The sequence below is a fragment of the Rothia sp. 27098_8_27 genome, assembly GCF_041432805.1.
GTDB classification, from domain to species: Bacteria; Actinomycetota; Actinomycetes; order Actinomycetales; family Micrococcaceae; genus Rothia; species Rothia mucilaginosa.
Genome location: NZ_JAPWAJ010000004.1, coordinates 77,753 through 101,042, shown reverse-complemented (window position 1 = coordinate 101,042; position 23,290 = coordinate 77,753). Strand labels below are relative to the sequence as shown.

General features: G+C 60.9%; 16 protein-coding genes. 5 read left to right on the top strand and 11 right to left on the bottom strand.

Annotated features, from left to right (window positions below; translation table 11 throughout):
- Positions 1-86: 86 nt before the first annotated feature.
- The 3 genes from pyrE to O3675_RS06055 all read right to left on the bottom strand — a co-directional run bounded on the left by pyrE (position 87) and on the right by O3675_RS06055 (position 2,674).
- Positions 87-668 carry an orotate phosphoribosyltransferase gene (gene pyrE, locus O3675_RS06065; protein ID WP_005504234.1) on the bottom strand — a complete coding sequence of 194 codons (582 nt, stop codon included), beginning with the start codon at positions 666-668 and terminating at the stop codon, positions 87-89.
- A 65-nt stretch (positions 669-733) separates the two neighbouring features.
- Positions 734-2,314 carry an anthranilate synthase component I family protein gene (locus tag O3675_RS06060; RefSeq protein WP_096740900.1) on the bottom strand — a complete coding sequence of 527 codons (1,581 nt, stop codon included), beginning with the start codon at positions 2,312-2,314 and terminating at the stop codon, positions 734-736.
- Between the two features lie 27 nt (positions 2,315-2,341).
- The gene (locus O3675_RS06055; RefSeq protein WP_096740899.1) at positions 2,342-2,674 is read right to left on the bottom strand and encodes a rhodanese-like domain-containing protein; all 333 of its coding nucleotides are present in this window, start codon (positions 2,672-2,674) and stop codon (positions 2,342-2,344) included.
- A gap of 310 nt (positions 2,675-2,984) precedes the next feature.
- Here O3675_RS06055 and O3675_RS06050 point away from each other — a divergent pair, with 310 nt between their 5' ends.
- The 4 genes from O3675_RS06050 to O3675_RS06035 all read left to right on the top strand — a co-directional run bounded on the left by O3675_RS06050 (position 2,985) and on the right by O3675_RS06035 (position 8,145).
- Positions 2,985-4,445: a peptide MFS transporter gene (locus O3675_RS06050; RefSeq protein ID WP_371571532.1), complete on the top strand. Its 1,461-nt coding sequence runs from the start codon at positions 2,985-2,987 to the stop codon at positions 4,443-4,445.
- Positions 4,446-4,913: 468 nt separating this feature from the next.
- Positions 4,914-5,438, top strand: coding sequence for a DUF4242 domain-containing protein (locus tag O3675_RS06045; RefSeq protein ID WP_012902691.1), 525 nt, complete (start codon positions 4,914-4,916; stop codon positions 5,436-5,438).
- A gap of 30 nt (positions 5,439-5,468) precedes the next feature.
- Positions 5,469-6,554, top strand: a complete 1,086-nt coding sequence (locus O3675_RS06040; RefSeq protein WP_371571530.1) for an acyl-CoA dehydrogenase — start codon at positions 5,469-5,471, stop codon at positions 6,552-6,554.
- Between the two features lie 256 nt (positions 6,555-6,810).
- Complete coding sequence (locus O3675_RS06035) at positions 6,811-8,145, top strand: uracil-xanthine permease family protein (protein WP_371571529.1); 1,335 nt, start codon at positions 6,811-6,813, stop codon at positions 8,143-8,145.
- Positions 8,146-8,461: 316 nt separating this feature from the next.
- Here the strand turns inward: O3675_RS06035 and O3675_RS06030 are convergent, their stop codons facing one another.
- From O3675_RS06030 to O3675_RS06020, 3 genes are all read right to left on the bottom strand, one after another.
- On the bottom strand, positions 8,462-9,274 hold the full coding sequence (locus O3675_RS06030) for an HAD family hydrolase (RefSeq protein WP_371571527.1): 813 nt from the start codon (positions 9,272-9,274) through the stop codon (positions 8,462-8,464).
- A 69-nt stretch (positions 9,275-9,343) separates the two neighbouring features.
- On the bottom strand, positions 9,344-9,889 hold the full coding sequence (locus O3675_RS06025) for a YbhB/YbcL family Raf kinase inhibitor-like protein (protein WP_371571525.1): 546 nt from the start codon (positions 9,887-9,889) through the stop codon (positions 9,344-9,346).
- A gap of 83 nt (positions 9,890-9,972) precedes the next feature.
- Positions 9,973-10,908: a carbohydrate kinase gene (locus O3675_RS06020; protein ID WP_371571523.1), complete on the bottom strand. Its 936-nt coding sequence runs from the start codon at positions 10,906-10,908 to the stop codon at positions 9,973-9,975.
- 287 nt (positions 10,909-11,195) lie between these two features.
- Between O3675_RS06020 and O3675_RS06015 the strand changes: the two genes are divergently transcribed.
- Positions 11,196-12,632 (top strand): glyceraldehyde-3-phosphate dehydrogenase, encoded by a 1,437-nt coding sequence (locus O3675_RS06015; protein ID WP_371571521.1) that lies wholly within the window; start codon positions 11,196-11,198, stop codon positions 12,630-12,632.
- A gap of 265 nt (positions 12,633-12,897) precedes the next feature.
- Here the strand turns inward: O3675_RS06015 and O3675_RS06010 are convergent, their stop codons facing one another.
- From O3675_RS06010 to O3675_RS05990, 5 genes are all read right to left on the bottom strand, one after another.
- Positions 12,898-13,482 carry an NAD(P)H-dependent oxidoreductase gene (locus tag O3675_RS06010; RefSeq protein WP_005504206.1) on the bottom strand — a complete coding sequence of 195 codons (585 nt, stop codon included), beginning with the start codon at positions 13,480-13,482 and terminating at the stop codon, positions 12,898-12,900.
- Positions 13,483-13,601: 119 nt separating this feature from the next.
- Positions 13,602-14,798, bottom strand: coding sequence for a putative glycoside hydrolase family 15 protein (locus O3675_RS06005; protein ID WP_371571519.1), 1,197 nt, complete (start codon positions 14,796-14,798; stop codon positions 13,602-13,604).
- Complete coding sequence (gene pelF, locus O3675_RS06000; protein ID WP_070599560.1) at positions 14,788-16,503, bottom strand: GT4 family glycosyltransferase PelF; 1,716 nt, start codon at positions 16,501-16,503, stop codon at positions 14,788-14,790. The genes O3675_RS06005 and pelF overlap by 11 nt, the downstream gene beginning before the upstream one ends.
- Positions 16,504-16,536: 33 nt before the next feature.
- Positions 16,537-17,892, bottom strand: coding sequence for a hypothetical protein (locus O3675_RS05995; protein WP_314844156.1), 1,356 nt, complete (start codon positions 17,890-17,892; stop codon positions 16,537-16,539).
- A gap of 477 nt (positions 17,893-18,369) precedes the next feature.
- Positions 18,370-23,259 carry an NAD-glutamate dehydrogenase gene (locus O3675_RS05990; protein ID WP_371571517.1) on the bottom strand — a complete coding sequence of 1,630 codons (4,890 nt, stop codon included), beginning with the start codon at positions 23,257-23,259 and terminating at the stop codon, positions 18,370-18,372.
- Positions 23,260-23,290: the final 31 nt, after the last annotated feature.

The window sequence follows — 23,290 nt, the reverse complement described above, 5'->3', positions numbered from 1 at the left end:
ACACACAGTAGCCAGCGGCACGGGTTCACCCGCCGCAACGGGAACGTCTTAAAAATTCACGAGGTCCTAGTCCAAGCCAGTAGAGACTAGTCCAGGCCCAGCTCATCCTTCGAGTACGCGTACAGGCACGGGACGCCCGCAACCTCTTCCACATGCTCCTTAGCGCCGGTCGCACGGTCAACAATCACAGCAACCGCCACAACCTCAGCGCCAGCCTTACGCAGAGCCTCAACAGCGGTCAGCGCAGAACCACCGGTCGTGGAGGTGTCCTCAACAGCAACCACGCGGCGGCCCTCAACGCTCGGGCCCTCCACCTGACGGCCCATGCCGTAAGACTTCTGAGCCTTACGCACCACAAACGCGTCAATCGCACGGTCCTGATCGCCAGCGGCACGCATAATCGCGGTACCCACCGGGTCAGCGCCCATGGTCAGGCCGCCAGCAGCCTCAAACTCGATGCCGTTCTTATCCAGCAGGTCCAGCATGACCTGACCGACCAGGCGAGAAGCCTCGTGGTGCAGGGTGATGCGGCGCAGGTCAACGTAGTAGTCGGCTTCCTTGCCGGAGGCGAGGACCACGTGCCCGCGCACCACAGCCAGCTCCATAATCAGCTGGCGCAGGCGTTCACGGGCTTCTTCAATGGGGAGGTTTTCAGAAAGCTTAGTCATAGTTCAAGTGTAGCGGCTCACGTGCAGGCGGCGCAGGCTATTCCCTGCACTATTCCAGCGCTAGGCTATTCCACCACGCGACCCACCGACGGCGGCAACGCGGCGCGCAGCTTCGTCAGCATCTCCTCATACTCGGCGGTCGGGTCGGAATCAGCCACGATAGCGCCACCCGCGGCAAGAGTCACCGTGCCCTCATCGTGCGCCACGAGCGTGCGAATCACAATCGACAGATTCGCCGAACCATCCGCAGACACAAAGCCCAGAGCACCCGAATACACGCCGCGAGCGCGACCCTCCAGACCCTCAATAATCTGCATGGTCGAAGGCTTCGGCGCACCCGTCATCGAACCGCCCGGGAAGCACGCCCGCGCGGCAGCCACCGCGGAAATTCCCTCACGCAGACGCGAACTGACCGTAGACACCAGCTGATGCACCGTCGAATAGCTCTCCACGCCCATAAGCACGGGCACGCGCACGGACGCCGGGTCAGACACCGTAGACAGGTCATTACGTAGCAAATCCACGATCATGAGGTTCTCGGCGCGGGTCTTCTCATCGGTACGCAACCATGCCGCTGCTGCGGCGTCTTCCTCCGGGGTGGCGCCGCGAGCAATCGTGCCCTTAATCGGCTTCGTCTGGGCGTTACGCTGCTCATCCACACTCAAAAAACGCTCCGGCGAAGAAGAAAGCACCGAAAAATCACCGCACCGCAAATACGCCGCATACGGCGCCGAATTGTGGGCGCGCTGGCGGCGGTACAGCTCAAAGAAAAGCTCCGGGCTCGGATTGGGGATGCGCGCGACCGTCTGCGCGGTCAGGCACACCTCGTAGCTGTTACCCTCGTAGATTTCGTGCTGACTAGCGCGAACGGCATCCTTGTAGGCTTCCGCGGCGGGTGCCGGGAAGAGCAGGAGCTCGGCGAGCTCAGGGGCATTGACGGGGGCGTTGACGGGAGTATTTTCGGAGGCGCACTCCCCCGCCGCAGTCAGCACCGCGCTCAGCAGCCGCTCCGCCGCCTCACACCACGGCTCATCGCCCACCAGCCAGCTACGCGCCGCAACCCCCGGGCGGGCATGCTCATGCACCAGGTAGCGGACCGCCGGCAACCACAGAGAATCCGGGGTCGGCGCCTCATGCGCCGGCAGGTAGCCCGGCACCGGGTGGCCGTGCTCCATGCCCATGGCGGCACGCGCCTCATAGCCGAAATAGCCCACGTAACCGCCACGCAAACCCGCGGGCAGACCGGTTGCCGCCGCGGTATCCGGGTGCACGCGCGGTGCGCGGGCGAGCGCCGCCTCCAGCTGGGCGAAGGGGTCTTCCCCGCCGGACTCAGCCGCCGCACGCGCCGAATCCACGCGTAGGGGCGACAGCTGCGCCGGGACCACACCCACATACGAGGCAACCGACATGGGCGACTCCTCGCGCGCCGAATCCAGCCAGAAGGAATACTCGGCACCACCGCTCAGCAACGGGTACGCTTCCTCGCAGTTCACCGCGAAAGGAAGCGGGCGCACGACAAGCTCCCGCGTCTGCGCATCCCACGGGATGCTCTGCAGAATACTCGGCAGGGCATGAGGGGACGCAGAAGCGGGAGCGTTCGGGGTAGAAAAAATACGGTCCGCGGAAGTTTCAGTCACGGACTCCATTGTATGGCGTGCAGGCGAACTGGCGGTTTAGTGAACGACTGCGGGTGCTTCGCCGTTTTCGCTGGTCATCGGCAGACCGGCAGCGAACCATGCGCTGGTGCCGCCCGCAATGTTGTGTGCGGCGTAGCCGTGCTCGCGCAGGAAGGTTGCAGCGCGGTTCGAACGGCCGCCACCGTGGCAGATGACGTAGAAGTCCTCGCCGGGTGCGGGCAGTTCTTCCAGACGCTCAGCGATGGTGCCGAGGGTGATGTGCTTGGCGCCGGTGGCGTGGCCACCCTCCCACTCGTAGTCTTCACGCACGTCGATGATGGTTGCGCCTGCGGGAACGTCGCGGGGGTCAACCTGGGATACAGCGGTCATGGGGTTCTCCTTTGAAATGGTTAAAAATGAGCCGGTCGGCACGGTGGGGTGCCGGGTGGGCATAGTTGTGGTTCCACTCTAGCGCTTTGGGGGTGTGTGGCGCATCTAGCCCGGTATTTGGGGGTTTGTGAGATTCGGAAATGATGCATACGAAAAAATCGAAATGGTTTTTCATGCACTGATTGATAGTTCAATCTTTGAAATACAGGCACACACCATGTATACATATGCACCTATAAGGGTATAGACTTAAACACATATTGCCCGGGTCACATAGAACCCCGGGCTTGCACAGAAAAGAATTACCACCATGTCTCACACCATCACAGGTGCCGAACCCAAGGACACCAAGACCTTCTTCGGCCACCCGCGCATGCTCGCGAACCTGTTCACCGTAGAAATGTGGGAGCGCTTCTCCTTCTACGGTATGCAGGGCATCATGATTTACTACCTGTACTACACCGCCAACAAGGGCGGCCTGGGCCTCGACAAGGACCTCGCCACCGGCGTTATCGGTGCGTACGGTGCAGTCGTGTACCTCATGGCAATCCTCGGCGGTATCCTCGGTGACCGCATCCTCGGCCCCGAGCGTACCCTCTTCTACTCCGCCATCGGCATTATGGCGGGTCACATCTCCCTCTCCCTCATCCCCGGCATCCCCGGCGTGGTGATTGGTCTGCTGCTGGTCGCTATCGGCTCCGGCGGTCTGAAGAGTAACGCATCCGTGCTGGTCGGTTCGCTCTACAGCGACAACGACTCACGCCGCGACGCAGGCTTCACCATCTTCTACATCGGCGTGAACACCGGTGCACTGATCGGCCCGATTCTGACCGGTTGGGGCTGGAGCACCTGGGGCTTCCACATGGGCTTCGGTTTTGCCGCAATCGGTATGGCTGCCGGCCTGATTCAGTACTCGCTGACCCGCAAGAACCTGCCCGCCTCCGTGCACCACGTGGGCACCCCCTTCACCGGCGCCCAGAAGCGTAACTTCTTCCTGGCACTGGTCGGTATCGTCGTCGTTCTCGGCATCCTGCTGGCGACCGGTCTGATGACCGCAGACAACCTCAAGAACTGGGTCATGGGCTTCATCTTCATCGGCGCTATCGCCCTGTTCGCACAGATGCTGACCGCCAAGGACGTCACCTCCGATGAGCGTTCCCGCGTCACCGCGTTCATCCCCCTGTGGATTGCAAACGCCGTGTTCTGGGCACTGTACCAGCAGCAGTTCACTGTCATGGCGGTGTACTCGGATGAGCGCCTCAACTGGAACATCCTGGGCATGGAGCTGAGCCCGAACCTGGTCAACTCCATCAACCCGATCTTCATCATCGTCTTCGGCATGATGTTCTCCGCCCTGTGGACCAAGTGGGGTGACCGCCAGCCGGTCACCACCCTGAAGTTCTCCGCAGCGCTGATCATTATTGGTCTGGCGTTCTGGATCTTCCTCGCTCAGGCGGGCGTTCAGAGCGTGAACGTCGGCTGGATCGTGCTGATTCTGTTCGTCTGCACCATCGCCGAGCTGATCATTTCGCCGGTGGGTATTTCGCTGGCGACCAAGCTCGCACCGAAGGCGCACCGCGTGAACATGATGGCGCTGTACTTCACCTCCGTGGCAATGGGTACCGTGCTCTCCGGTTGGCTGGCTCCGTTCTACAGCATGGAGACTGAGGTTCCCTACTTCACTTGGATGGGTATTATCACCATCGCGACCGGTATTCTGCTGTTCCTGGTGCACAAGCCGGTTCAGAAGATGATGCGCGGCGTGAAGTAGCCACAAAGTTACTTGCCTGCACTGCTGACTCGCTGTTTCAGGCGGCGTGAGCGTGTATAGGCTTAGGGCCCCGAATCCTTGAATTACCAAGGGTTCGGGGCCCTCACTGTACGCCCTGGTGCATGCCCCGGACAGCCGGAGTAACGACAGGTTCAGGGGGCGTTTTCCTTAATGAGACAATCCGCACGGATTTTCTTATTAAGCGCCTTAATAAGAAAATCGAGGGCAATTGTCTCAATAAGCATCCCTTCTGTGACAGGCGGGTTCCAATGTGCGGAACTGTGACGATTTATGTCTCCTTATGTCTCCGCGTGAACGCGCGTGACGAAACACAGGGTCAAAAAGGGACGCATTAAGCCACGAACAGAAATCTACTAGACAGCCCTCAAGCACAGGTCTAAGGTGAATCCAGAACGAGCCGGAAAACCTTCCGGCACGACCCTTCAACCCTTAGCCGAGGAGAAAATCATGGCACTTTACCTGGTAGAACTGACCCCCGCACAGCCGTCCAAGGACGAAGCAACCGCACTCATCGAGACCGTCAACTCGTCCCTGACCAACGGCGCCGAGCTCATCGAAACCCAGGTCTCCGCAGACCACAAGATCGTCTTCGTCATCGTCGAATCCGAGAACACCGCATTCGGCCCCGACCTCGCCGCAGCAATCGGTGAGCGCGCATCCGTCGCAGGCCCCGACGCAGTCCGCCTGGTCGGCGCAGAGCTCGAAGACATCAAGAAGCTCAAGAAGGACGCAGACTACCTGGTTGAGTGGGACATCCCCGCAGAGATCACTATGGAACAGTACCTGACCCGCAAGAAGGCAAACGCCCCCAAGTACGCTGAAGTTCCCGAGGTTTCCTTCCTGCGCACCTACGTTCGCGAAGACACCGCAAAGTGCCTCTGCTTCTACGACGCACCCGACGAAGAAGCTGTTGTTCGCGCCCGTAAGGCCGTCAGCACCCCCATCGACCGACTGTTCAAGCTGCACGCATAGACGCGATGCTCCCCGCTTAGGAGAAACCCCATGTCCGAGTTCACTCTCGAACCCCTCTACGATTACCCCCAGCGCGAGCAGGTGCTCGCACTCGCCCGAACCCACGCAGATGCTGTTGACCGCGGCGAGCGTTCCCCCTTCGAAAACCTGCGTGAAATCGCTAAGGACGGCCTGATTACCCTGGGCCGCGACGGCGGTTCCCTGGTACCCCAGGTTTCGGTGGCTTTCGACCTTGCCACCGAGGACGCCTCCACGGCGTTCTCCCTGTGGGCTCACCGCTCGACCATTGCGTTCTTTGACGCTGTGGGTCGCGACCTGCCCGCCGGTCTGGCGGATGCGACCGTCAGCGGCACCACCGCCATGGCGGCGGCATACAAGGAGGCTTCGGGTCTGGCACCGATCAAGGTGGAGGGCACCCTCGTTGAGGGCGGTCTGAAGCTGAACGGCTCCGTGTCGTGGGCGTCGAATCTGTACCCGGGCGGCGTGATTGTTCTTCCGGTGGCTGTGCAGAACGCCCCGGAGAGCCACCCGAACCGCTACATTGTGACTGTCCGCCAGGACGTCGAGGGTCTGAGCGTTGACTACCACCGCAACCTGCTGGCGCTGAACAGCACCGAGTCCGGCACCTTGAAGTTTGAGGACGTTTTCGTTCCGAGCGAGGACATTCTGAGCGACAATATTGAGGCTTTCCTGCACGATGTGACCGCGCCGTTCCTGCTGGTTCAGTCGTCGTTCTGCCTGGGTCTTGCCGCTGGTGCACTGCAGGAGGCTGCTAAGCACCTGGACGTCTCGCAGGGCGTGTTCCGCCCTGAGTTCCCGCTGATTCTGGCGGAGTACCAGAGCCTGCGTGAGGAACTGGTTCGCCTGGCTTCTGAGCCGGAGCGTGCTGAGCGTCGTGACCTGCTGAGCCTGCGCCTGGGTGTTTCGCACTTTGCAACTATTGCTACTCACTTTGAGCTGCAGGTTGTTGGAGGCGCCGGTTACGTGGCTGATTCCCCGACTGCTCGTCGCCTGCGTGAGGCGTCGTTCCTGCCGGTTCAGTCCCCGACCGAGGGTCACCTGCGTTATGAGCTGGCGCGTTACGATCACCTGGAGAACCTGCGTGACGCTCTCTAAGCTACTGAGCTGTGTGTAGCGAGTGTTTTTATTCGCTCTTTGCATCAATACCCCGTATATGCCTTGAACCGCATATACGGGGTATTGATGCTTTCTGGGCTATATAACGGGATACAGAGCCCACGATAAGAGAATATACGCCCCGCTCAACGTATCCCTGCTCATATTTACACCCGTTTAGCTGAGACCTAAACCCATATGCGCGTAGAATTATGTGGAATTTTATACACCACCACATTCACCTCAGGAGCTCCCTTTGAGCATCTCTAAGCTTCTCGGCTTTGACTGGTCGATCCACGGCGACGGCCGCAGCATCAAGCCCGGTTCCTTTGTTGCCCCGAACGAGCGCCTCGCATGGCCGATTACCATCGGCATCGGCGCGCAGCACGTGGTCGCAATGTTCGGTGCAACCTTCCTCGTGCCGATCATTACCGGATTCCCGCCGGCAACCACCCTGTTCTTCTCGGGTATCGGCACGATCCTGTTCCTGCTGATTACCCGCGGACGCGTCCCCTCCTACCTGGGCTCCTCCTTCGCGTTCATTGCGCCCCTGGCGGCTGCCATGAACTCGCACGGCCCCGCTGGTGCCCTCGGCGGCATCGTCATGGCGGGTGTGGCGCTGTTCCTGGTCGGTCTGATTGTTCAGTTCGCTGGCACCGGCTGGCTGACCAAGCTCATGCCCCCGGTCGTAACCGGTTCGATTGTGGCGCTGATTGGCTTCAACCTGGCAAAGAGCGCTAAGGACAACTTCATGGTGGCACCGGTGACCGCGCTGGTGACCCTGTGCTCCATCATCCTGATTTCGGTGCTGTTCAAGGGCATCATTGGTCGTCTGTCCATTCTGCTGGGTGTGGGTATCGGCTACATCACCGCTGTGATTCGCGGCGAGGTGGACTTCTCCAAGATTGACAAGGCAGTTGAGACTCAGGGCATCATCGGTCTGCCGCACTTCCAGACCCCCGAGTTCCACTGGGAGCTCGCCGGCCTGTTCATCCCCGTGATTCTGGTGCTCGTGGCGGAGAACATCGGCCACGTGAAGTCTGTTGCTCTGATGAGCGGCAAGAACCTGGACGACTATTCGGGTCGCGCCCTCATGGCCGACGGCCTGGCAACCACCATCGCGGGCATGGGCGGCGGTTCGGGTACCACCACCTACGCTGAGAACATCGGCGTTATGGCTGCAACCAAGGTGTACTCCACCGCGGCGTACTGGGTGGCTGCTATCTTCGCGATTGCGCTGTCCATGTTCCCCGCATTCGGTGCGGCAATTGCGACCGTCCCGGCGGGTGTTCTGGGCGGTGCCGCAACCGTTCTGTACGGCATGATCGGTATGCTCGGCGCACGTATTTGGAGCGAGAACCGTGTGAACTTCTCGAACCAGATCAACCTGACCACCGCCGCCGTGGCGCTGATTGTGGGTATCGCGGACTACACCTGGACCTTCGGCGAGCTGTCCTTCGCCGGTATTGCTTTGGGTACCGCGGCAACCCTGATTATCTTCCACCTGATGACCTTCATCGCGAAGTACACGAAGGCCGCTGGCGACCCGCTGGAGCCTTTCGACGCAGAGAAGAGCACCGAGGTGCACTAGGCACCTCACCGCCCGTGGGAGTGATACTCCTGAGGCGTAAGCTGTAGAAAAGCGGCCCGGATGGATTGGTTTCCATCCGGGCCGCTTTTGCGTCTTCTGGACGTTACACACAACTGCCATTTTGTTCAGACACAAATCAGATGTAAATCAGACACAAAAATTTAAGTCTAGACATAAATTTTTATGTCTAGACTCAAATTTTTTATGTGTAGACATAAAAGTTTATGTCTGAGTTATGTCTGCGGAGGATACCTTGCCGCGCACCCAGCCACTCGTGCTGGATAGCCAGCACTGGGTGGTTAGCGCTGCTAGGCGCCTAGGACCGTTCGGCGAGCATCGCCTCAATCGTCTGCGCCACACCGTCCTCATGGAAGGGCGGGCAGGTGCGCCCCACCTTCGCAATGAGCGCCGGCTGACCCGACGCCATGGCGAAGCCCTCCCCCGCCCAGCAGAGCATCTCCGCGTCATTCGGCATATCACCAAACGCCATCACCTCGTGCGCCTCAATGCCGTGGCGTGCAGCAAACTTCTCCAAAATCCGTCCCTTATTCACGGTCTTAGAGCCCATCTCCACGAGCGGCTCACCAACCACGCCGCGGGTCACTGACACCAGCGAACCCACCGCCTGATGCACGCGCGCCTGCAGAATATCCGGGTCCATGCCGGGCACACGAATCAGGTACTTAATGACCGGGGTTGAGCCGATACGTTCGAGCGCCTCGGCGATTTTCGCCTCCACCACGCGGGCGCCCTCAAGCACCTCGCCGCCCTCGTGCGGGCCCTGAATGTAGACGGTATCCACGGTTTCGAGGGTGTAGGTGGCGTCGGGGAACATGGGCTCCAGCAGCTCGTGAGTACGCGCAATCACCGCGGGATCAGCGCCGTTGACTTCTTCCACCTCGTTCGCACCCAGGTGGTACACCACCGCGCCGTTGGAGCAGATGGCGTAGGAGTCAAAGTCGGTCTGTTCGCGCAGGGGCGTGAGCCAGCGGCTCGGGCGGCCGGTGACGAAAACGATCTCGATTCCGGCGGCGCGGGCGGCCTCGAGGGCGCGCAGGGTGCGCGGGCGGAACCGGAAGTCGTGCCCGATGAGGGTGCCGTCCAGGTCGCTGGCGATGAGTTTAATCATGCAGTGTTTGCCTTCAGTGATGGGGTGTGTCGGCGCGGGTTAAAGCGCGAGGCTGGTTAGGGCTACGTGTTAGGCTGCCGGTTCCGCGTAGGTGACGGTCAGGAACGCGCGACCCAGGCCGTGGCCGAGCAGGTTGAAGTTCACGACGGCGGGGGTGGCGTTCTCGTCAATGTCGAGCTTCTCCACGTCCACGGCGGTGACGCAGAAGATGTAGCGGTGCGGGCCGTGACCAGCCGGAGGCGCAGCACCCAGGAAGCCCGCCACGCCGGCGTCGTTGCGGTGTGTCAAGGCGCCGGCGGGTGCCTCCGCGCCAGTGTCAATGCTGGTCACGTCAGCGGGAATGTTGGAGACGGTCCAGTGCCAGAAGCCGCTGGGGACCGGCGCATCCGGGTCGAAGCAGGTCAGCACGAAGGACTTGGTGCCCTCGGGGAAGCCGCTCCAGGACAGCTGCGGGGAGCGGTCCTGACCGCCCGCCAGGCCGAAGAGGGCGGACCGCATCCATTCGGGGGCGGTGCCGCCGTCCTGAATGTCGGTGGAGGTCAGGGTGAATTCGGGCAGTTCGGGCATGCCCGCGTAGGGTTCGCGGGGCAGGGGTGCGGTGCCGATGTTGGTCATGGTGCTCCTCGTCGGTGGGGTGCGGGTGGATATGGCGACGCCGGCGGACAGAGTGAGCTATCCGCCGGCGAGGCGCAGATAATTTAGCCGTTGAGTACGGCGGTCAGTTCTTCGCGGGTGGGCGGGTTAGCGCCCGCGCGGGAGACGGTGATGCCGGCTGCGGTTGCGGAGAAACGCAGCAGGTCGGCGATGTCTTCGGCGGTCAGTGCAGCGACCTTGGCGCGTGCCTCAGCACCAGCGATACCGCGGTCGAGCAGGCCCGCGATGAGTGCCGCCATGAGGGAGTCGCCGGCACCGACGGTGTCCGCAACCTCAACGCGGTGTGCGGGCTGGCTGATGCCCTCGGGGTACTTCTTCGTGAAGGCGATGGGGCCGTCCTCGCCGCGGGTGATGACCATCAGCTCGGCGCCGAGGTCAAGCCATGCGCGTGCGGTGTCGTCGAGGGAGCGGTCGGGGTAGAGCCACTGCAGGTCCTCGTCGGATGCCTTTACAACGGTGGAGAGGGACACAAACTTTTCAGCCCAAGCGCGGCCCTCGTCAACGTTGTGGATGAGGGTGGGGCGGCAGTTCGGGTCGTAGCTGAGCAGGGCGCTGTCGCGAGCGGCTTCGAAGGCTGCTGCGACCACATGCGCGCCGGGTTCGAGCATGGCGGCGATGGAGCCGGTGTGCACTGCGTCGGAGGTGCGTGCCAGTTCGGTGAGCTTCTCGGCGACGGAGTCGAGGGACCAGGTGATGTCGAATTCGTACTCTGCCGCGCCGTCGGCACCGATGGTTGCCTGGGCGACGGAGGTGCGCTCAGCACTGTGTTCGAAGGGCAGGGTCACCTGGGATGCTTCCAGATGCGCGTCAATGCTCTTGCCGTAGGCGTCGGGGCCGTAGTGGCCGACGAAGTTGGTGGGGTGACCGAGGCGGCGTGCGCCGACGGCTACGTTCATGGGCGATCCGCCGGGGTAGGCGCGGGTTTCTCCGTCGTGCTGGTGGACGACGTCTACGAGTGCTTCACCGATTACAGTCAACATGGTTTCAATTCTACTCATGTTTTCCGGGTCGTGACGTGTGTTTTTGTGGGTATTTAAAGTGGTTTTGCTTTCCCTTTTGAGGGCTTATGTTGGCTTGCCGTGTGGGTTCACAAACTGCCTTCTGTCTCTTCTGACTTTTAGCCTCAATATCGCTAATTTTGAGGCTCTGAAGGGGTCCACACGGGTTAGACTTAAACCGACGCCGGGTCTTAACGCCCGGCACGGTATTGACGCGACAGCATCGTCGCGCCTACCCTCCAACGACGAAGTTAGGAAGAAGGTCATACGTGACGACTGCAACCGCTACCTGGGTTAACCGTGAAGCTACCGCAGAGGAGCTGATCCCCCTCATCGGTAAGCTGCACCGCGAGAACGGCGTGGTGCTGAGCATTCACGGCCGCAGCCTGGTCAACAAGTCTGTCATTGAGCTGCTGAAGCTGCACGATTTCGTATCCCACATCGATGGTGCGCCCCTGAACCCCGCGCACTCCCTCGAGCTGGTTCGCGCCCTGGTTGAGCTGAACCTGGGCGCGTGCTCGATTAACATTGCTGCTCTGCACAAGGCACACCACGAGGCTGGCTCCCCCGAGCTGTCCATGTGGCTGCCCGAGCAGCTGGGTTCCTCCGTGAACCACCAGGGTGACCAGCCGAAGGAGCAGGACGTTGTGCTGTACGGCTTCGGTCGTATTGGTCGCCTGCTGGCTCGTATTCTGCTGGAGCGTTCCTCCTCGCCGCTGGGTTCTGGCCTGAACCTGCGCGCTGTTGTGGTCCGTAAGAACGGTGACCAGGACCTGGTCAAGCGTGCGTCCCTGCTGGAGCGCGACTCGGTTCACGGCCCCTTCAAGGGCGTTATTGAGGTAGACGAAGAGAACAGCACCATCATCGCTAACGGTGTTCCGGTTCGCTTCATCTACTCCTCTGACCCGACCACCGTTGACTACACCGAGTACGGCATCCACGACGCTCTGCTGGTGGACAACACCGGCCGCTGGCGCGACGTTCCGGGCCTTGAGCAGCACCTGAACTGCCCCGGCATTTCTCGTGTTCTGCTGACCGCTCCCGGTAAGGGCGACATGAAGAACATCGTGTTCGGCGTGAACGACAACGTCATCACCGCTGAGGACAAGATCCTCTCCGCAGCATCCTGCACCACCAACGCGATTACTCCGGCACTGAAGGTTCTGGATGACGCATACGGTGTTGAGCGCGGCCACGTTGAGACCGTTCACGCATTCACCAACGATCAGAACCTGATCGACAACTTCCACAAGGGTGACCGCCGCGGTCGCTCCGCTGTGCTGAACATGGTCATCACCGAGACCGGTGCAGCGAAGGCTGTTTCTAAGGCTCTGCCGCAGCTGGAAGGCAAGCTGACCGGTAACGCTATCCGCGTTCCCACCCCGGACGTCTCCATGGCAATCCTGAACGTGAAGCTGACCAAGCCCGCAGGTTCCGCTGAGGAACTGAACGAGCTGTTCCGCCGCGAGTCCATCGACGGCGAGCTGCGCCGCCAGGTGGGCTACTCGGATTCCCCCGAGGCTGTTTCCACCGACTTCGTGGGTTCCCGCACCGCAGGTGTTGTGGACTCGCTGGCTACCGTGGTGACCGATGACTCCGCAATTGTCTACGTCTGGTACGACAACGAGTTCGGTTACTCCTGCCAGGTGATTCGCGTTCTGGAGCGCATGGGCGGCTACGACGTGCCCTCCTACCCCGCTAAGTAAGCTACCCCAGCTCATCTAGCACACATATAACAAACCCACCGGTACATATAGCCAATTGGCTATATTGCCGGTGGGTTTGTTTATGAGGTTATCTACGCAGATGAGCGGTGCCGCGCAGAAGCTCAGAAGAGCTATGCGAGCGGTAATTAAGCCTTACGGCGGTACACCACACCCTGATGCGCCCGCAGCGTGAAGCTTGAGGGCACCGGGCGGTTTGCCGCATCCACCTCAGACATGCTTATGAAGGCATGCAGGCTTAAAACCCTTACGCCTGACCGAAGACCTCGTTGAGGTGGGCAGTATAGTCAGCGAGATACTGTTCGACCTGCGGATTTTTAATCACGTCATAGCAAATAAAGGTGGGCAACTGGGTAGTCCCCATGAACTCATGGGCCTTATGAAAGTGCATATAGAGGGCATCTACCCCGAGTCCCTCAAAGAAGTCGCCCTCCCGGGTAAAAGCTTCGCGAGGCGCGTTCCACGTCAGCGACAGCATATGACGCCGCCCCTGAAGAAGACCGCCCGTGCCGTATCCTTCAGTGGGGCTGACCCTGTGGCGACCATCATTAGCGTACAGGGTACCCGCACCGGCGGTAAACACCTCGTCCATATATTTTTTCACGGTCCACGGCTCGTGCATCCACCAACCGGGCATCTGCCAGATGACCGCATCCATCCACTGGAATTTTTCTACTTCCTGGTGAATATCGTACCCGTCGTCAATCACAGTTTCTCGCACATGATGACCGAGCGCCGATAACGTATCACGGGCTACTTGATGCAGGGTGTGGTTCAGACGACCCGCCGAGTGGGCGAATGCTTTACCGCCGTCAATCAAAAGAATATTCACTGTAGTTCACTCCTTAAACTCAACACCGCGAGAACGGTTGGCTATATTCCAGCCGCTTGTTTCATAGTACAGGGCTACTACGCTGTGAATCAGCCCTTAAAATTAACGCTTACGGTAAATTACGCCTTACGGCGGTACACCACACCCTGATGCGCCCGCAGCGTGAAGCTCGAAGGCACCGGGCGGTTTGCCGCATCCACCAGATGAGAGGGAACCTTCACGGTCACATCCTTCGAGCCGGTGTTCAGGGCGGCCCAACCGCGCGTAAAGGCACGAGTCTGAGCGGTAGACTGAGCGATAATACCGCCGACCGGATCCCCCAGGTCGTAGGAAAGCTCTGGGGCGTGCGGGATCTCGTCGTAGGCGTCGTGGTGGGTTGCGCTGATGCCGGTGAAGGCGCCTCCACCGAACACCCAGAAGCCCGCCAAACCGTACAGGAAGTTCTCATCCGTACCGGTAATAGCAGCCTTGCGGTCGCTGAGCGGGGTACGCAGAATCGTCACCTTCTTCTGCGAGGCGGCGCTACGGCCACCCAGACCCGCAAAAGTAGCACCCAGGTTCACGTCGCCCGCCGAGCCGTTCGCAATCTCACGACCCTGCATCACGGCGTACGGCGAAGACAGGTAGTCGTTCGGACCCCAGCCGAGCCACACCTCCTCAAAGCCGCCACCGTAGGCGCTGTGACGCTCCCACTTGCCGTAACGCAGACGAGACTCAGCAATATTGGGCACCAGAATCTTGCCGATTTTATTCAGCTCAATACCGGCATACGCAACCAGAAAATCCAGGTGCTCACGGATCTTCGTCATAGACTCCACACCCTGGATGGGCAAGTTCAGGTCGTAGTAGTCGTTCTCCACGTCGTTATCCGCCATGACCCCGTCGAAGGGTGAGTTACGCATTTCGCGCACCACAGCGTCCACCCAGTGCCAACGGTAGTCGGCGTTCCACACCTGCATCTGGAAGTGCTTGGGGTAGCCCTTCCACTCGATACGGTCACCGTTGAGGCGGTGGGCGAAGAAATCCTTACCGGAGTTCGCCATCGACTGCGCCAGCGGGTAAGAGACACCCGAAGAATAAATCGGGCCGGGCTCATAAGAGCGGGTGGAGGACAGACACTTGTACGCCAGCACCACCATTTGAGGTGCACGCTTCTTCAGGTAGCGTGCCGCGTCCAGTTCCCAGGGCTGCAGGATTGCGACAGAGTAGTTCTTGACCGCAAAATCGAGCTGCTGCTGGGTAATGGGCTTACCGCCGTAGCGGACCCAGGCACCAAATTTGCCGGGTCCGCCCAAGCGGGTGAGTTTATTCGCCATCGTACTCCGGGTCGAATTCGGGGGCGCGAGGGGGCAGCTTGCCCAGCTCGCGGTAGATCGTGTTGTAGCGGTCCATGACCAGTCGCAGCTGGAAGAAGCTGACGATACGGTCGTAGGCGTTCACACAGTAGCGTTCGTAGATGCTGGGCTCCTCCATGAGGGTGCGCAGCGCCGCCGCGAAGCCGTGAATATCGCCGGGGATGGTCAAGATACCGCAGTTACCGATTTCGTGGCCGTCGGGGGCGACCAGCACATCGTCGATGAGCTGGGACATACCGCCCACGTCGGTGCTGACCAGCGGGATGGACGCAGCCATCGCCTCGAGCGCCACAATCGGCTGACCCTCATTGTAGCTGGGCATGAGCAGCAGGTCGAAGCGGTCGAGCATCGCACGCACGTTCACGGTGCCGTGGAAGGTGATGTACTCGCCCATGTTGAGCTCTTCGATGGTACGCAGGCACAGTTCGTAGTACTCGGGCAGGTGGTCCTTGGGGCCGAGCACGTCCAGGTGGAAGTTCACCAGACCCTGATCGCGCAGCACCGCGAGGGAGCGAATCAGATCGGTCAGGCCCTTAATGGGCACCACGCGGGCAATGAACACAAAGCGCCACACGTGGCCGCGGCCCTCAGCGAGGATGCGGGCACGCGCCGCCTGGCGGGCGTAGTAGGCTTCCGCCACGGACTCGATGAGCATACCGTTGGGCAGAATGATCGCGCGGTCCTTCTCACCCTCGTTCATCTGGTCGATGGGCGCGCCAATACCGCGTGCCTCTTCCAGAGCCTTGGGGTACAGGTAGGTTGCCATGTCAGCGCTGGGGTAGCAGAAGCGTCCCATTTCGACGAACCAGACGGACCAGGCACGCTCGTCAAGGGTGACCGGGCCCAGGCCGGGGTGCTCACGCTCCTCGTTGAGGAAGGCGTAGTCGGTGGTGACGGGTTTCGCCATGTTGCGTTCGAGCTTGGTGTTCACGGTGTCGCGAATGTACAGGTTGTGCTCGGTCAGCAGGAAGCTGGTACCGTGGTCACGTGCGGCTGCGGCGGCGATGAGTGCCGCGTAGCCGGTGGTGTGGGCGTGGTAGACGCGGGCGTGCGGCATCCGCTCGTGCAGGATTGCAAAGAGGATGGAGACGAAGTCGCGCACCTTCCAGAAGAGCTCACCGAAGGGCACCTCGGAGAAGAAGCCCAGACCCGCAATCGCCTGCATGAACTCGCGGGTTCCGAAGAGGCCGAAGAGGTTGTAGCTGCGGGTTGCGGGGTTGATGCCCTCGTCGTAGAGCTTCCAGAGGGGGTTCACGTCGCCGGCGATGAGGGCGCTGAATCCGTCCATGAGGCGCTGGGTGAGTGCCTGACGCTCCGCAAAGTTCATGCGCAGTGCGGAGGGGTCGCAGGCTTCCGCGAAGGCGTCGCGGTTGACTTCCAGGCTCAGGTACAGCACCTTGACCCACTTGACGTTCTCGGGCATGCCGTAGAGGTCTTCGTGGGGGGAGTTCTTATCCCAGGCGATGTGAATAATGCCGTAGGTCAGATCCGGGTTTTCGCAGACGATATCGTGCACCACCGCGGACACACCACCCTTGAGGTAGGGGTAGGTGGATTCCATGATGATGGCGACGTCAACGTCCGGGTATTCGGGGTCGCTGTAGTGGGGGCCGGGAGCCGGAAGCTGCAGCGGCGCGTAGTGGTTTCGGTACATCTGTTCAGTCATTGTCGTATGTATCTTTCGCGGACCGTGCGGTTCTTACCAGGCGAGGGCTCGACGCCAGAAGAGGGAGTACTCGGGTGCTGCCCACGCCTGACGGTAGACGCGGTAGCATGCGAAGGCGAGCACTGCCTCGCCCGCGATGATGGGCAGGTAGCCGGTCTCGTTGGGCAGGATCATGAAGGAGATGAAGAGCAGCACCAGGTGCGCTGCGGAGAGCAGCTGCACAGTGACGTACATGGTCATGTACTCAATCTGGTAAATCAGCAGTGCCACTGCAACGAAGAGGAACGCCACGACCAGGCCGGAGAGCGCCAGCGGGTAGGACTGCGGCAGGAAGATAAACATCAGGATGCCGGTAACGATAGCGCTGGCGATGTAAATCAGCAGGGAGTTGCGGATAGCGTGGTTGGAGGTGCGCAGAGCCTTCGAAGACTCCGCCTGAACGCCCTTGTAGGGCAGGCGGTCGAAGATGGTCCACAGGTGCTGGATGCTTGCGTTGACGCGGTCTGCCTCCACCACGAAGAAGTAGTTGTAGGCGATAACGCAGGGGATCAGGCTCAGGTAGATTGCCACGACGTTGATTTCGCCGCCGGTGACCAGGAAGAGCATGTACTTATCAGCCCAGATAATGGAGCCGGTGAAGAAGCCGCGCAGGGCGTCGAGCGCAATGTCCTTGAGCGGGATGCGCGCGAAGTGCAGCAGGTGCACCAGGTCCTTACCGAGGCTCACCAGCAGGATGAGCGAACCGACCAGCGGCGGCAGGAACCAGATGATGGGGTAGCAGTACAGGGCAAGAGTGTAGCCAAGCCACGCGATGAACCAGATGATGCGGTTCTTCGCGAGGTTCGGGATGACCAGCAGCTGCGCGAACGCAATGTTGAGAACGCCCAGGACGAAGAACGCACCGAATGCAGTCGGGCTCCAGTGAAGGACGAGGGCGACCGGAATTGCGAAGAGCAGCACCAGCGGCATGGTCATGAAGAAGAGGTAGAGCCAGTTGCGGGTGAACGCAGTCAGGTCGGTAATGTCCTGGAACTGCGGTTCGGACATGCGTGCGCGTACGGCTCGTGCTTCGGCGCGCTTGAGCTGGTGCTCAAGGGTTTCAGCGTGAATACGCAGGCCTTCGCGGGCGTCCGCAATCTTCTTGTGCTCCATCTGGATAGCACGGTAAAGGGGCAGGCAGGCAGCCTGGCTGAGCCAAGGAACGGTAATGGACGCTGCCAGAATCACCTGGATCAGGGGTACACCATCGAGGTTGTACCGGTTAATGGTCGGGGTGACCATGGGGAAGACGGTGGTCAGCAGGGCGACCGGAGAGACGTAAAGCAGAAAGTTAATGAGGAGGCGCCATGCGCTGTTGCTTTTTTCCTCAGTACCGTGGTTGGTAGACAATCTTGCAGACTTTCAGTCGATAATCGTAAAGATTAGGGGCAGTGTGTTTGAACAGCACCGTGTGACGCGCCAGGGGAAAGAGTCGTCGTACCGAGAAGTGCCGGGTCCCCATGGCTTGCGCTGATGCCGCCGTGAATCAATATACGGCATATATCAACTAAAACCTTTGGTTTCCTTAACCCTCTACTTGATATTTGGAGGGATTTAGGACACACCCACATAATGTGCATCACACAAGAATGCAAAATACCTAGTGAGAGCAATATTCTATGCAATATACGCGGGGTGCAACAACCTTGATTTGGGTGCTCCACGCGAGGTGCTGACGCGCTGGCACACCGGCACAAGGTTCACCCAACCAAGGGATCCCCCCCACTACCTGTGCACGCACCATGTGTCCCTGCGCAAAAGCATCCCGGCCCCTCCCACAGGGAGGGAACCGGGATGCTCTAAGCGACCCTAACGGGCCTTAGCTATTTAGGATGCACTCGAGAGAGTACGCAGTGCCACGGACACTACAGCCAGACGCGGGTGACCGGTGACGTCCAGAGCGGCCTCGCCAATCTCCTTCAGGATGCGGTCGATGTTACCCACGCGGGTCGGGTGCTCTTCAATCCAGGTAGCCAGTGCCTTCTGCGCACCGTCCACGGTGGAGAAGTCACCCTTCGCGCCCTCAGCCACGGACAGTGCCAGACCTGCAGCGGTCTCGTAGAGGCTGCCGCGCAGTGCCTGACGTGCCAGGATCTCCCAGCGGTCGCTGCGGGGCAGGTCGGAGATGAGGCCGAGCAGTTCGTCCACCTTGAAGCGGTCGTAGGTTGCGAAGTAGACCGGTGCCAGCGAGGTTGCCTCGAAGTCGTGGTCGCGTGCCGAACGAATGACGTCCAGCAGGGCGTAGCCCTCGAAACCGCGGATCCAGATGACGATGAGTTCCTCGGGCAGGCCCCATGCCTCGCCTGCGTCGCGCTTTGCACGGACGCGAGCACGGGAGGTGCCGGAGAGGTACTCGGGCAGGTTGTGGCGCATTTCGACGACGGATCCGAAGATCTCCAGCAGCTCAGAGATGCTGGTGCCAGCAACCACGCCACGCTCGGTGATGAACCAGCGGACAGCACGATCCAGAACGCGCTGGTTGTCGCGCAGAACGGTGAACCATGCATCCAGCGGGGTCTTCGGGGGCAGTTCGCGGTGCAGCTTAGCTGCGGTGCCCAGCTCGAAGAGCTCGCGAGCGACGATGAAGGCGCGTGCGACGGAATCGATACCGACGTTGAACTCCTCCATCACGCGGTATGCGAAGGTGATACCGCCGATGTTGACCAGCTCGTTAGCGACGCGGGTGCAGATGATTTCCTTACGCAGCGGGTGCGAGTCCAGGTGCTGACCGAAGCGCTCGACCAGTGCTGCCGGGAAGTAGCTGCGCAGAACGCCTTCCAGGTAGGGGTCGTCCGCGAAGTCGGTCTGCTCCAGTGCGTGGGTGAGGTAAATCTTCACGTACGCAGCCAGGACGGACAGCTCGGGGCGGGTCAGACGCTCGCCGGTGTTCTCCAGGCGTGCATCCAGCTCCTCGTCGGTGGGCAGGAACTCGACGGCGCGGTTCAGGCCGGCGTGCTCTTCCAGGTCGTGCATGAGGCGCTTGTACAGGTTGGTGCCCAGGAAGGAACCGTGGAACTCACCCTGCAGCAGAACGTTCTGCTCAACGTTGGTCTCGAGGACCTTGCCGCCGACCTCGTCCTGCAGGGACTCGATGAAGGAAGCACGCTCTTCGCTGGACAGCTCGCCGTGTGCCACGAGGCGGTCCACCAGAATCTTGATGTTGACCTCGCGGTCACTGGTTTCCACACCTGCGGAGTTGTCGATTGCGTCGGTGTTGAGGATGACGCCGTTGAGCGCAGCCTCGATACGACCCAGCTGGGTGAAGCCGAGGTTACCACCCTCGCCAACAATCTTGGCGCGCAGATCCTTGCCGTTGACGCGCAGTGCGTCGTTAGCCTTGTCGCCCACCTGTGCGTTGGTCTCGGTGGAGGCCTTCACGTAGGTACCGATACCGCCGTTGTAAATCAGGTCGACCGGTGCCTTCAGGATTGCGGAAATCAGCTCGGTCGGTGCCAGCTCGGTGACGGACTCGTCCAGGCCCAGGACCTCGCGCACCTCGGGGGTGATCTCGATGGACTTCAGACCGCGAGAGTACACGCCACCACCGGCGGAAATCAGGTCGCGGTTGTAGTCCTGCCACGAGGAACGGGGCAGATCGTACAGGCGCTGACGCTCGTCGAAGGACGCTGCCGCGTTGGGGTTCGGGTCCAGGAAGATGTCGCGGTGGTCGAATGCTGCGACCAGGCGGGTTGCCTTGGAGCGGAGCAGACCGTTACCGAACACGTCACCGGACATGTCGCCAATGCCGACTGCGGTGAACTCTTCGGTCTGAGCGTCGTGGCCGAGCTCAGCGAAGTGACGCTTGACGGACTCCCATGCACCACGTGCGGTGATGCCCATAGCCTTGTGGTCGTAACCGACGGAGCCGCCGGATGCGAAGGCGTCGCCCAGCCAGAAGCCGCGCTCCAGGCTGATTGCGTTTGCGGTGTCGGAGAATGCTGCGGTGCCCTTATCCGCTGCAACCACCAGGTAGTAGTCGTCAGCGTCGCGTGCTACAACACCTTCGGGGCGGACAACGGTCTCGGTGCCGTCGGTGCCAACTGCGAGGTTGTCGGTGACGTCCAGCAGGGAGCCGATGAAGACCTTGTAGGACTCGCGGCCCTCGGTGATCCATGCGTCACGATCCACTGCGGGGTCGGGCAGCTGCTTGGGGTAGAAGCCACCCTTCGCGCCGGTGGGGATAATGACGGCGTTCTTCACCATCTGGGCCTTGACCAGGCCGAGCACCTCGGTGCGGAAGTCGTCACGGCGATCCGACCAGCGCAGGCCACCACGTGCAACGCTACCGAAGCGCAGGTGAACACCCTCAACGCGCGGGGAGTAGACGAAGATCTCGAACTTGGGGCGGGGCAGGGGTGCGAAGTCGATCTCCTGCGGCGCCACCTTGAATGCGAGTGCGGGGCGGTCAGCAAGGTATGCGTTGGTGCGCAGGATAGCGCGGATGACCTTGCCGAGGGAACGCAGGTAGCGGTCAGCGTCCAGGGTGGGGATCTGGTTCAGTTCCTCAACCAGGGCTGCTTCGATTTCGTCACGGCGTGCATTGCGCTGCTCATCGTTGAGACCGTTGTTCGGGTCGAAGCTGACCTCGAAGAACTCGACCAGGTGCTTGGTGATGGCCGGGTTAGCGAGCAGGGTGTTCGACATGAAGGACGGGGTGTAGCCCAGGCCCAGCTGAATCAGGTAGTGGTTCAGGGCACGGAACAGACGTACTTCCTGCCAGGTCAGGCCCTCAGCCAGGATCAGGCGGTCCAGGGTATCGGACTCGCGCTCACCGAGCAGGTAGGCGTTCAGGGCGTCCTCGTACAGGGAAGCCACAGCGTTTGCGTCCACGCCCTCGGGGAATTCAACTCCGAAGTCGTAGAGGTAGCCGTAGTCTTCGCCATCCTCAGGCTTGAACTCGTAGGGCTTCTGATCAACAACGACCAGGCCCATATTCTGCATAACCGGCAGAAGCTCGGTGAGGGTGTGAGGTGCGGACAGGTAGGTCTTCAGTCGGGTGGTGTTGGCTTCGCCGGCTTCAACCTTGATTGCGGCGGGCTTCTGGCCCGAGAGAGATTCAAGAATCACGATATCCTCGATTGCTTGTTCTACTGTGTAATCGGCTCGGTAGGCTGCACTAGTCGCATCTGCCCAGGCTGATGCGAGTCGGCGGCCTGCCGCTCCGGGTTTCCATGCCTCAATAGCAGCTGCGGTTGCTTCCACCCAGGAGCGGGCGGCTTCTTGCAGTCGCTTTTCGAGAGCTTGATGATCCGTCTTCGGCACATCGTTGGGGTTGGTGAGCCGAATGCGGAAAAATAGGCGCGCCAACGATGAGGAGGACAGGTACACCTCATGGTCGATGGCACTAAGATCAAATTCCTGTTGGAACACCCGCTGGATTCGCGCACACACGTTCGTGTTGTAGCGGTCCCGAGGCAGGTACACCACAGCGGAAATAAACCGGTTGAACTGGTCTGCGCGCAGGAACAGGCGGGTCTTGCGGCGCTCCTCCAAGCCCATGATGCCGCCGAACGTATCGGTCAGATCATTAGCGGAAGCGTGCAGCAGCTCCAGGCGCGGGTAATCCTCCAAGGCACCCAGAAGCGCCTTGTCAGAGTAAGAACCGGGGTGGTAGCCGAGGCGGCGGCGTACCATCGCGATACGCTCACGCACCAGCGGAGTCTCAATAGCGGGCAGTGCGTACGACTGACGGGTGAACAGACCCAGAATGACGTACTCACCAATCACGCGGCCATTCAGGTCGAAGCGGCGCACACCAATGTAGTCCAGGTAGTCGTTCCGTGCGACGGTGGAGCGGGAATTCGCCTTCGTGATGTACAGGGGGCGCGGGAACAGGGCACGCTCCAAGGTCTCGCCCGAAAGGGGGATGCGGCTCTTACCCTCCGTAGTGCGCAGAATACCGAGCGCCGAACCGGGGCGGTCCACCAGAGAAATAGCGCCGGAGGTGCCATCCAGCACGCGCTCCTTAACGCCCATGAACACGAAGTTGCCGCGGGTCAGCCAGCGCAGGAAGTCCTGTGCCACCTCCACACGGGAGGCAGGCTCCACACCGCGCGGGTTGGCGGCGTAGGATTCCTCGCCGTGACCCAGGGTTGCGCCGCGCAGGTCGTACATGGACTGCGCCAGGTCGAAAACGCGGGTGACCATGGCATCCAGGTCGGCGTGGCAGGCGCGAACATCAGCGAGGACGCGCTCAACTTCCTTCTCGCAGCGGCGCTGCTCTTCCTCAGTGAGGTAGCGGGTCAGGCGAACCGCAATCCAGGCTTCAATAGCGACAGTGGTACCCGCCGGGGCGTTCTCGCTGAGCTTGAGGGAGGGCACGCCAAGAGTGGCGGTATCGCCACTGGCGAGGTTGCCGCGCATGCCGGTGCCGCGCAGGCTCAGGAGGGTACCGTCCGGGCCGCGTTCAGCGAGGAAGGTGGGGTGAAGAATGGTGACGAAACCACCAAAGTGCGCGGCAAGGCATGCGGTCAGGGAGCTGACGATGTGCGGCATGTCGTCGGTCGCGACGTACAGGGTGGTGTTGTACTCGTCGTTGCGTGCGGCAACGACAGGGGTCTTGGGCAGGCGGATTTGAGCCAGCGCACGGTGGGTGCGAGCCAAATCCTCTAACTCTGCCGGGGTGAACTCTTCACGCTCATCTTCGGGGCTGTTCAGGAAATACTGCTCGACCCATGCATCGGCGCCAGCGAAGTGTGCCATAGCCTTGTCAGTCATTGACAATCTATCCTCCGAATATCGGTATCAC